Annotated in this window: 10 protein-coding genes, 1 tRNA gene and 1 rRNA gene; 5 read left to right on the top strand and 7 right to left on the bottom strand. The window is 55.8% G+C overall.

Annotation, left to right across the window (positions count from 1 at the left end):
* Positions 1-87: ribosomal RNA gene (gene rrf / locus BJ885_RS18600) — 5S ribosomal RNA — on the top strand; the annotation flags it as partial.
* A 228-nt stretch (positions 88-315) separates the two neighbouring features.
* On the opposite strand, the gene BJ885_RS18595 is transcribed toward rrf, so the two are convergent.
* Positions 316-391: transfer RNA gene (locus BJ885_RS18595), tRNA-Phe, on the bottom strand.
* Between the two features lie 169 nt (positions 392-560).
* Between BJ885_RS18595 and BJ885_RS18590 the strand changes: the two genes are divergently transcribed.
* Both BJ885_RS18590 and BJ885_RS18585 read left to right on the top strand, forming a co-directional pair.
* A complete protein-coding gene (locus BJ885_RS18590) occupies positions 561-1,406 on the top strand; it encodes an AraC family transcriptional regulator (protein WP_029742108.1) in 846 nt (281 codons plus the stop codon).
* A 36-nt stretch (positions 1,407-1,442) separates the two neighbouring features.
* Entirely contained in the window at positions 1,443-2,033 is a 591-nt protein-coding gene (locus tag BJ885_RS18585) for a LysE family translocator (RefSeq protein ID WP_121932340.1), read from the top strand.
* Here BJ885_RS18585 and BJ885_RS18580 read toward each other — a convergent pair.
* The 5 genes from BJ885_RS18580 to aspA form a co-directional block, all read right to left on the bottom strand.
* Positions 2,030-2,605: a transcriptional regulator gene (locus tag BJ885_RS18580; protein ID WP_023310110.1), complete on the bottom strand. Its 576-nt coding sequence runs from the start codon at positions 2,603-2,605 to the stop codon at positions 2,030-2,032. The genes BJ885_RS18585 and BJ885_RS18580 overlap by 4 nt on opposite strands.
* A 49-nt stretch (positions 2,606-2,654) precedes the next feature.
* Complete coding sequence (locus BJ885_RS18575; RefSeq protein ID WP_121932341.1) at positions 2,655-4,370, bottom strand: protein-disulfide reductase DsbD; 1,716 nt, start codon at positions 4,368-4,370, stop codon at positions 2,655-2,657.
* Entirely contained in the window at positions 4,346-4,669 is a 324-nt protein-coding gene (cutA, locus tag BJ885_RS18570) for a divalent cation tolerance protein CutA (RefSeq protein ID WP_014168278.1), read from the bottom strand. The genes BJ885_RS18575 and cutA overlap by 25 nt, the downstream gene beginning before the upstream one ends.
* A 113-nt stretch (positions 4,670-4,782) precedes the next feature.
* Positions 4,783-6,084, bottom strand: coding sequence for an anaerobic C4-dicarboxylate transporter (locus BJ885_RS18565; RefSeq protein WP_023334226.1), 1,302 nt, complete (start codon positions 6,082-6,084; stop codon positions 4,783-4,785).
* Between the two features lie 115 nt (positions 6,085-6,199).
* A complete protein-coding gene (gene aspA / locus BJ885_RS18560) occupies positions 6,200-7,636 on the bottom strand; it encodes an aspartate ammonia-lyase (RefSeq protein WP_003855923.1) in 1,437 nt (478 codons plus the stop codon).
* A 335-nt stretch (positions 7,637-7,971) separates the two neighbouring features.
* Between aspA and BJ885_RS18555 the strand changes: the two genes are divergently transcribed.
* Positions 7,972-8,436, top strand: coding sequence for an FxsA family protein (locus tag BJ885_RS18555; RefSeq protein WP_023616652.1), 465 nt, complete (start codon positions 7,972-7,974; stop codon positions 8,434-8,436).
* Positions 8,437-8,460: 24 nt separating this feature from the next.
* Here BJ885_RS18555 and yjeH read toward each other — a convergent pair whose 3' ends face one another.
* Positions 8,461-9,711 (bottom strand): L-methionine/branched-chain amino acid transporter, encoded by a 1,251-nt coding sequence (gene yjeH / locus BJ885_RS18550; RefSeq protein WP_121932342.1) that lies wholly within the window; start codon positions 9,709-9,711, stop codon positions 8,461-8,463.
* Between the two features lie 179 nt (positions 9,712-9,890).
* Here yjeH and BJ885_RS18545 point away from each other — a divergent pair, with 179 nt between their 5' ends.
* Positions 9,891-10,184: a co-chaperone GroES gene (locus BJ885_RS18545; protein WP_003855929.1), complete on the top strand. Its 294-nt coding sequence runs from the start codon at positions 9,891-9,893 to the stop codon at positions 10,182-10,184.
* The last annotated feature ends 11 nt before the right edge of the window (positions 10,185-10,195 follow it).

Raw genomic sequence — 10,195 nt, 5'->3', positions numbered from 1 at the left:
TGACCCCATGCCGAACTCAGAAGTGAAACGCCGTAGCGCCGATGGTAGTGTGGGGTCTCCCCATGTGAGAGTAGGGAACTGCCAGGCATCAAATAGAAGAACCCCGTACCGTAAGGTGCGGGGTTTTTTGCTTTGCGCGCGCAGAAAAGGCCGATAGTGCTGCACTTGCCGGGCCTGCGGGCTCAGTAGGCCGGATAAGGCAAAGCCGCCATCCGGCAACGCAGACCGCACGGCAAAGAGAAACAAGAATACAAAGAAGGGATTTATAAACGCAGAAAAGCAAAAACCCAGCCATAGGCTGGGTTCTTTAAATAGTGGTGCCCGGACTCGGAATCGAACCAAGGACACGGGGATTTTCAATCCCCTGCTCTACCGACTGAGCTATCCGGGCAACGGAGCGCATTAAACCGCAATCACGCTCGATCGTCAACATTATTTCGGGAAAAGCTGTTCAACTGCTTAAGTTTGCGGCAATCTGTCCGCTTTCGCCGTGAAAATGCACAAATCTTCCAGACAGAACTTGCGTGATACGGCAATGCTGAGAGCAAGAGGAGGGCAGTATGGCAAATGACTGGCTTGAACTGCGTCAGCATGCAGATACGGGTATTGAGACGATTAAAGCGCATTTCGAAGGGCATGCCTTTGATCCGCACTGGCACGATAGCTATCTGGTAGGGATAACCCTCTCCGGCACGCAGCAGTTTCACTGCCGCCGTGAGCGTCATCGTAGCCAGCCGGGCGACGCATTTCTCCTCGAGCCTGGCGAGATCCACGACGGTGATGCGCCTGTAGAGGGTGGCTTTACCTATTTGACCTTCTATCTTGATGAGCGCTGGCTTACCCATGCGCTACAGGGGCTCTACGAATCGACTCCAGGGAGTTATTCACTCCACTTTGCCCAAACGCTGACGCGGGAGCCGCAGCTGGTGCGCGCTATCGGTGAGACATTCTCTACCCTGCATAATGACGAGATGAAAATCGTTCAGCAGAGCACAATGGATAATCTGCTCTCACGGATCACCGCCCATTGCCACTGGCGTAAGAAACTGCCGTCGCAGTTACAAAGCGCTGCCGTGGCGCATCGTGCGCGCGACTATCTCTATGCCCATATCGGTGAGAACGTGGGGCTGTCAGATCTTGCGCGCGAGACGGGCACGGATCGCTTTACCCTGACGCGCTGTTTTAAGCGCGAGTTCAACCTGGCGCCCCACGCATGGCTTATTCAGCTGCGTCTGGCAAAGGCCCGACAGCTGCTGGCGCGCGGTGACCAGCCCGTTGATGTGGCTGCCGCAGTGGGTTTTGCCGATCAAAGCCATCTGGGGCGATGGTTTCAGCGTGCTTACCGTATTTCTCCCGCACACTACCGCCGGTTGTGCACAAACCTTCCAGACGTTTCCAAAAAATAACGGCACATTCATGGCTCTAATAAAAAGGAGCCACCTGTGAGTTTGATACCCTTTCTGCTGTTCGCATTTGTCGCCTCCATTACGCCGGGGCCAACCAATATCCTGGTGCTGACGAACAGCCAGCACTTTGGCGTAAAAAATACCGTACCTGCTATTCTGGGCGGGTGTATCGCGGCCAGTGCGATCGTGCTGGTATCAGGCGCGGGCGCAGGAGAAGTGCTGCGTCAGTATCCTCTGATACGTCAGATAATGAGCTGGGCAGGCGTGCTGTGGCTAAGCTGGATGAGCTGGCAGCTGTTTCGCGCTCCGGCCGCCCGTCTTTCCGCTGAGAACCGTATCCGATTCACCGCTCGGGCGGCGGCGCTGCTGCAGATCGTGAACCCCAAAACCTGGATGATGGCGCTGGCCGTCGTCAGCCTGTTTGCCCCAACTGGCGACCATGCATTGCGGGATATTGCGCTAATGGCGCTATGGTTTCTGCTGATCTCGATGGCCTGCTTGATGTGCTGGGCGTGGTTGGGTAAAGCGGTGAACCGAATTTTTCGCACCACCGTGGCGATGGTGCGGTTTCAGCGCCTGATGGCGCTGTGTCTGCTCGTCTCCGCCTGGGCGGGCATGCTGGCTTAGGTCAGCGCTCCACCCATTCTGCATTGGGCAAAGCGTAGAATATCTTCCGCCAGGCGGTGCGCCGTATCCACATCGGCCTGGCTACGGTTCACCAGCATGCGGCTGAGGCAACCTTCCAGCACCAGCTCCATCTGCTTCGCCACCATCGCCGGGTCATCGACTTCCAGCGTGGTCAGCAGCTCGTGGGTGAAGTCATGCGCCGCCCGTTTTTGCTGCTCCGCCAACTGGTGGATAGGATGGCCTGGGTCGGGAAAATAAGTGCAGGCGGCGATGAACAGACAACCCGGGTAGCGGTTGTTGCTGACGCATTCGGTCAGCGCGGTATAGCGCGCCAGCAGCTTTTGCTCCGCAGTCAGTTCTTCATTCAGCATCAGTTGCCTGCGCCAGATATCAACCTGCTGGCTGAGATAGCGCAGGGCATCATAGAGTAGTGCCTCTTTATCAGGCCAGAAGCGCTTAAGTTCATCCAGAGGATAATCGATACGGTCGGCTACCATCTCAAGCGTGGTGCTGGCGATCCCTTGAATCTCAAGTAGTTGCAGGGCTTGTCCCAGTACGTCTTCACGTTGCACGGTTATCTCCTCCGCTATTCCCAACGGTATGTCCCGTTTAAAGTGTTGTTTACGGTTGGCGATTGCGCAAATGCGCGCTAAATGCCGCCGCATCCATAAACCCGGTTACACGCTGTTCTGGCTGCTCCTGGCCCTGTTGATTGAAGAACAGAATCGTTGGCAGCCCGAGCACGTTAAGCTGCTTCAGCAGAGCCTTATCCTGCGCATTATTGGCGGTCACGTTCGCCTGGAGCAAAACGGTCTCTTTCAGGACGCTTTGCACCTGTGGATCGCTAAAAGTATATTTTTCAAACTCTTTGCAGGCGACACACCAGTCGGCATAGAGATCGAGCATCACCGCTTTGCCTTTCGCCTCTGCCAGGGCGCTGTTGAATTCATCCACGTTTTTAATCTGGGTGAAGTTCAGATGCGCTTGCGTCTGACCCACCGGTGTGCCGAACGCCCAGTCCTGCAGAGGGCGTACGCTCACCAGCGCAGCAGCCAGCAGCAGGATTTGTACCAGGCGCATCCATGGCTTCTTCGCCCCCAGGCTGACAATAAACGCCCAGGCAAAGAACGCTACGCCGAGCATCGCCCACAGGCGTAAACCCCAGACGTCCCCGATGATACGCTCAAGGAGGAACACCGGCAGCGCGAGGATGACAAAGCCAAACGCGGTTTTCACCGTCTCCATCCACGGGCCGCTCTTCGGCAGCAGTCGATTGCCGAAAACCGTGACCAGAATCAGCGGCAGGCCCATGCCCAGAGCATACATGTACAACGTTCCGCCGCCGAGCCACATATTGCCGCTCTGAGCTATGTACAGCAGGATAGCGCTCAGCGGCGCGGTAGTGCAGGGAGAGCATATCAGCCCGGCAATGGCACCCATCGCGAACACGCCGCCTGCGGAGCCGCCCTGCTGACGGTTGCTCATCAGCGTTAAGCGCGTTTGCAGCGAGGAGGGCAGCTGTAGCGTGAACAGGCCAAACATTGACAGCGCCAACAGGATAAACACCGCTGACAGGCCAATGAGAACATAAGGGTGCTGGAGTGCTGCCTGGAACTGTAAACCGGCAGCGGCAACCGCGAGGCCGAGCGCCGTGTAGGTTAGCGCCATTCCCTGCACGTATATAAAGGCCAGCAGCAGCGCGCGTGCGGTGGAAAGCCGTTGCTTACCGCCCAGCACGATGCCAGAGATGAGCGGATACATCGGCAGCACGCACGGCGTAAAGGCAATGCCGATACCGATCAGCAAGGCCCAAAGCGCTGAGAACGGAAGGTCTGACGCGGCTTCGCCTTCTCCTTCACCCCTCACCCTGGCCCTCTCCCCTGAGGGGAGAGGGGGAATAGCGGCGGCGGCTTTCACTTCGCTGAGTGGTACGACCTTCGTCTCCGGCGGATAGCAGAAACCTGCATCCGCACATCCCTGATAGGTTACCGTCAGCGTCGCGCCTTTATCGGCCTGATTCACCGTCACGGGCACGCTTAAGCGCTGGCGGTAGATTTCACTCTTGCCGTAGAACTCGTCCTCGTGCCACTCGCCAGCGGGCATCTGCAGTGCGCCCACGTTTGCCTGGGCAGGGGTAATGCTCACCTGCTTGCGATAGAGGTAATAGCCCTCTTTCACCTGCCAGGTAAGACTGAGATCGTGCTGGTTTTGCTGAAAGTCGAAAACGAAAGCCTGGTCGGCAGGAATAAAGTTCGAACGGCCGGGCGCGTCAAACAACCCGGCAAAAGCTGACGTGCTGCACAGCAGCAGGATCAGCGTAAGGAAGCGTTGAGCCATGAGAGATAGTCGTTATCGCCGTGGACCACTGGCAGCACCAGCAGTTCCGGAGTTTGGTAAGGATGATGAGATTTGAGGCAGTCCAGGAGAGCCTGCTGATTCGCCAGATTGGTTTTGAGCAACATCTGGACTTCGTACTCTTGCTCCAGTTTGCCTTCCCAGTAATAAAGGGAGGTAGCACCGGGAAGGAGCGTCACGCAGGCAGCCAGTTTTTCGGCCAGCACTTTGGCGGCGAGATCCTGGGCAGAGGCTTCATCAGGGGCGGTACACAGTACGACAACAGCATCAGGCGTGTTCACAAGTCGACCTCCTCATCACGAAAGGCTTCACTATATCACGCAAGGCGGTTGGTCATTAATGAAACGGGCCGCAGAGCGGCCCGATTTTAACTATTTTTACAACCACTCACCGTTTACAGCACCACGCCGCCAATGATAAAGCCGAGGATCACGCAAAGTGAAATGGCGACCACGCCCGGGATCAGGAACGCGTGGTTAAACACATACTTACCGATACGGGTTGAGCCGGTGTCGTCCATCTCCACCGCCGCCAGCAGGGTTGGGTAGGTTGGCAGAACGAACAGGGCAGAAACCGCTGCGAAAGAGGCAATCGCCGTCAGCGGGGTAACGCCCAGCATCAGTGCCGCAGGCATCAGCGCTTTGGTGGTCGCCGCCTGGGAGTAAAGCAGGGTAGCAGCAAAGAACAGCACCACCGCCAGCAGCCACGGGTAGTTGTGCAGCAGGTCGCCAGCGACGGTCTGAATGTCGCTGATGTGCGCTTTCACGAAGGTATCACCAAGCCAGGCTACGCCGAGGACGCACACGCAGGCGCTCATACCGGATTTGAAGGTGCTGGCGTTCAGCACTTCGCTGGTATCAATTTTACAGGTGATGCTAATCAGCGTCGCGATGGTCAGCATAAACACCACAATCGCTTCGTTACGCGGCAGGACCGGGTTCTGGATCAGGCCCACGGTGTCGCTGATGGCGGTCGCGTAGAACATCACCGCGACAATACCGATCAGGAACAGCAGCACGGAACGTTTTGCGTGCGGCTTCAGCTCGAAGACCTGGCTGCCGCGCAGTCTCACTTCACCCTTGGCGAGGCGTTCCTGATAAACCGGATCGTCTTTCAGTTCGGCGCCGAGGAAGTTACACAGCACGGCAGTGATCATCACCGCAATCAGCGTCACCGGGATACAGATCGCCAGCAGCGTCAGGTAGCTCACGCCCATCGGCTCAAGAATACCGGCGAAGAAGACCACCGCAGCGGAAATCGGTGAGGCGGTAATCGCAATCTGGGACGCGACGACGGCAATAGAGAGCGGGCGAGACGGACGGATACCCTGCTCTTTCGCCACTTCGGTAATCACCGGCAGCGTAGAGAAGGCGGTGTGGCCCGTACCGGCGAGAATGGTCATAAACCAGGTCACCAGCGGGGCAAGGAAGGTAATGTATTTTGGATGGCGGCGCAGCATACGCTCCGCCAGGCTTACCAGGTAGTCCATACCGCCTGCCACCTGCATGGCGGCGATAGCGGCAATAACGGCCATGATGATTTCGATAACGTCGAACGGGATTGCGCCGGGTTTAATCTGAAAGATAAGGGTAAGAACGAGCACCCCGAGACCGCCGGCAAAACCGATGCCGATACCCCCGAGTCTTGCTCCCAAATAAATCGCCAACAAGACGATGACGAGTTCTGCTCCAAACATAAGGACCTTCCTTGCTTATTAACAAGTTGATATTGAATTGTTGTATTTTGGTAACGCCTAAAAAGAAAAAAGGCACGTCACAAGTGACGTGCCTTAAGAAGCCTAGCCTGAACGGTTACTGTTCGCTTTCATCGGTATATCGTTTTGCTTTATATGCCGGGTGCATCAGGTTCTGGGCCGAGAAGATATCGTCCAGCTCAGCTTCGGTCAACAGCCCGCGCTCCAGCACCACTTCACGTACGCTCTTACCGGTTTCGGCGCAAATCTTACCGACGATATCACCGTTGTGGTGACCGATGAACGGGTTGAGGTAGGTGACGATCCCGATGGAGTTGTAGACATAACCCTCACAGACTTCTTTATTCGCCGTGATGCCGTTAATGCATTTTTCCAGCAGGTTGTAGCAGGCGTTGGTCAGGATGTGGATGGATTCAAACATCGCCTGGCCAATCACTGGCTCCATCACGTTCAGCTGCAGCTGACCCGCTTCAGAGGCCATGGTCACGGTCGTATCGTTACCGATGACTTTGAAGCAAACCTGATTCACCACTTCTGGCACAACCGGGTTCACCTTGGCTGGCATGATGGACGAACCCGCCTGCAGTTCTGGCAGGTTGATTTCATTCAGGCCAGCGCGCGGACCGGAAGAGAGCAGGCGCAGGTCGTTACAGATTTTGGACAGTTTCACCGCCAGACGTTTCAGTGCGCTGTGTACCATGACGTAGGCGCCGCAGTCTGAGGTGGCTTCAATCAGGTCTTCTGCAGGCACTACCGGCAGGTTAGAGACTTCAGCCAGCTTCTGTACCGCCAGCTGCTGATAGCCATCCGGGGTGTTCAGACGCGTACCGATGGCGGTGGCGCCCAGGTTCACTTCCAGCAGCAGCTCGGAGGTGCGCAGCAGGTTTTTGGTCTCTTCGTTCAGCAGTACGTTAAACGCGTGGAATTCCTGGCCGAGCGTCATCGGCACCGCGTCCTGCAGCTGGGTACGACCCATTTTCAGGATATCCTGGAACTCAACCGCTTTACGCTGGAAGCCATCACCCAGCTGGTTGATCGCATCCACCAGTTTCACCACAGAGGCATACACCGCGATACGGAAGCCGGTAGGGTAGGCGTCGTTGGTAGACTGGCATTTGTTTACGTGATCGTTCGGGTTCAGGTACTGGTATTCACCTTTCTGATGACCCATCAGCTCCAGGCCAATGTTTGCCAGTACTTCGTTGGTATTCATGTTGACGGAGGTGCCCGCGCCGCCCTGATAGACGTCAACCGGGAACTGGTCCATGCATTTGCCGTTGTTCAGCACTTCATCGCAGGCTGCGATAATCGCATTTGCCGCGCTTTTAGGAATGGTTTGCAGCTCTTTGTTGGCCAGTGCTGCGGCTTTCTTCACCATCACCATGCCACGGACAAACTCAGGAATGTCGCTGATTTTGCTGTTGCTGATGTAGAAGTTTTCAATCGCTCTCAGAGTGTGGACACCGTAGTAGGCATCCGCTGGAACTTCCCTGGTACCCAACAAGTCTTCTTCGATACGAATGTTGTTTAACATGTGAACCTTCTTTTCAAGCTGCCGATGGATTGTACTAAACACACAGTATTTATGTGGTTTTGAATATTTTCTGGCCGACGATTATTCCCTCAATCAGCCAGATGCTCGAGATCATATGCTGATGATAGCGAATTGCCGTAAGCTGGATCACTTATTATCGAGCCGATTCCATGATAATTATTAATCTGTGAAATGGGTCACCGCTTTAAAATTTCCAAAAAAAATATCCGTGCAAACTGATTGAATTTTCGCTAACCGTCACCATCTCATACAAACGCGCGTCGCGAACACATTCAGACAGGGGCCCGATGGCCTCTGCCACACAGGAGATGCCAGTGCGCTGGATACCGTTTATTGCTTTCTTTCTCTATGTTTACATTGAGATTTCCATTTTCATCCAGGTTGCCCATGTGCTGGGCGTCCTGCTGACGCTGATTCTGGTGATTTTCACCTCCGTCATCGGCATGTCGCTGGTGCGTAATCAGGGTTTCAAAAATTTCCTGATAATGCAGCAGAAGATGGCCGCAGGGGAAAGCCCTGCGGAAGAGATGATCAAAAGCGTGTCGTTGATTATTGCGGGGCTGCTGCTGATCCTGCCGGGGTTCTTCACTGACTTCCTCGGCCTGCTGCTGCTTCTGCCGCCGGTGCAAAAACACTTGACCATGAAGCTGCTGCCGCATCTGCGCTTTAGCCGTATGCCGGGCGGCGGGTTCAGCACCGGGCCGGGCGATACCTTTGAAGGGGAGTATCAGCGTAAGGATGAACAGCATGACCGTTTAGATCATAAAGACGATCGGTGATTTTGTTGCCCGGTGGCGCTTCGCCTACCGGGCCTCCGGGAGCGCACCGCGCTTCGGCAAAAACACCCACAGCCCTGCCAGCATGACAATCGCGTACAGACTCTTCCATCCCACCATCGCCAGCAACAGCAGGCAAAGCACACCCCCGACGACCGCCAGAGCTTTATAGCGACCTTTCAGCAAACGACATCCCGCCAGCATGCACAGCAGGTAGATCATGATGAAAATGCCGTTGGCGTAGACGATGAGCGCGTCCAGATTAATCTTCAGTGCGTAAATACACAGCGTGCTCACCACGCAGCAGCCCAGTACGGCATTCAGAGCATTCAGCGGAAACTGGCGTTTAGACAGGCGCGCGAGGCGATTCTCTGGTTTGTCGAGCGCCTGCGACCACAACAGCCGGGCAAAGCTCTGGATATAAATATTGAGGCTGGCAAAACAGGCGAGATAGCCGATCGCACAGGCGATCCATAGTGCCTTCACGCCGAACAGTTCCACCACGATACCCGGTAGCGATGCCGCGGCGGCGAGATCCGCTCCGAACGCGTGGAAGTGTAAGACCAGCACGGTACACGCCCAATAGACCGTGCCAGCAAGCAGCAGACCTATCATCAGCGCGCGGGGGAAATCGCGTTCAGGCTGCTTAAATTCAGAGGCCAGATGGGCAAAGGCTTCCAGGCCGACAAAACACCAGAACATGACGGAGAGCGCGGCGAAAAGCTGTGAATGGTCGACATCTGTCACCGCAGGGAAGGGAATTTCCTTGATTGTGATATCGCCCACCCACCAGATAGCGACAACGAGCGCGACAATCAGCACCGCAACCAGCGTCTGCAGGTTGGCGCTGGAGCGGGCGCCGCGAGAGCCCACCCACCAGACGATTGCCAGCGTACCCAGTTCGGCCAGCAATAACTGCTCGTTATGCCAGCCAAACAGCGCCTGACCAAAGCCGGTCGCAATATGCAACGCCGCAGGTAGGCCAACCGGAATGACGGAAAGAAACAGCCAGCCGGTGACGCGCTGCAGCCGCGGGCCAAAGGCCAGTCCGACAAAGTGCGCCACGCCGCCCGCGCTGGGGAAATGCCGGCCCAGGATGGCAAACACAATGGCTATCGGGAAAACCAATACAATCAGCGCCGGCCACGCCCACAGGCTGTTATTTCCAGCCACCAGCGCCGCCAGCGCGGGTACGGCAAACACGCCCGTACCTAACAAGGAGGTTGAGAGCAGTCCGACGCCCTGCGCCAGCCCCAGCTCCTGCTTGAGTCCACTCATTCACATCGCCCTGCCAGTACCAAAAGAGAGGCGATGGTAACACTTTCGCAAATTTTTTTTTCGACTCCCCCTTGAAGGGGGAAAAAGCTATCCCCATCTCTCAGGGCACTAGTCGGAAAACCGCATGCGGGCCGGCGTCATCCATAACTGATAATGACTTTCTCAAAGGAGAGCTATCAATGAGTATTCGTCCGTTACATGATCGTGTGATCGTCAAACGTAAAGAAGTTGAAACCAAGTCTGCTGGCGGCATCGTTCTGACCGGTTCTGCAGCAGCCAAATCAACGCGTGGCGAAATCATCGCTGTCGGTAAGGGCCGCATCCTGGAAAACGGAACTGTGCAGCCACTGGACGTTAAAGTTGGTGACATCGTAATTTTCAACGATGGCTACGGCGTGAAATCCGAGAAGATCGACAATGAAGAAGTGTTGATCATGTCCGAGAGCGACATTCTGGCAATTGTTGAAGCGTAATTTACGCACGA

It is taken from the genome of Enterobacter sp. WP_7_1 (assembly GCF_003688535.1).
Classification (GTDB): domain Bacteria; phylum Pseudomonadota; class Gammaproteobacteria; order Enterobacterales; family Enterobacteriaceae; genus Enterobacter; species Enterobacter asburiae.
This window is presented reverse-complemented; position numbering and strand designations above follow the sequence as displayed.

Coding starts and splice junctions, on each gene's coding strand:
- BJ885_RS18575 (WP_121932341.1), bottom strand. CDS start 4,370: ATGGCTCAACGCTTCCTTACGCTGATCCTGCTGCTGTGCAGCACGTCA.
- BJ885_RS18565 (WP_023334226.1), bottom strand. CDS start 6,084: ATGTTTGGAGCAGAACTCGTCATCGTCTTGTTGGCGATTTATTTGGGA.
- yjeH (WP_121932342.1), bottom strand. CDS start 9,711: ATGAGTGGACTCAAGCAGGAGCTGGGGCTGGCGCAGGGCGTCGGACTG.
- BJ885_RS18545 (WP_003855929.1), top strand. CDS start 9,891: ATGAGTATTCGTCCGTTACATGATCGTGTGATCGTCAAACGTAAAGAA.
- BJ885_RS18590 (WP_029742108.1), top strand. CDS start 561: ATGGCAAATGACTGGCTTGAACTGCGTCAGCATGCAGATACGGGTATT.
- aspA (WP_003855923.1), bottom strand. CDS start 7,636: ATGTTAAACAACATTCGTATCGAAGAAGACTTGTTGGGTACCAGGGAA.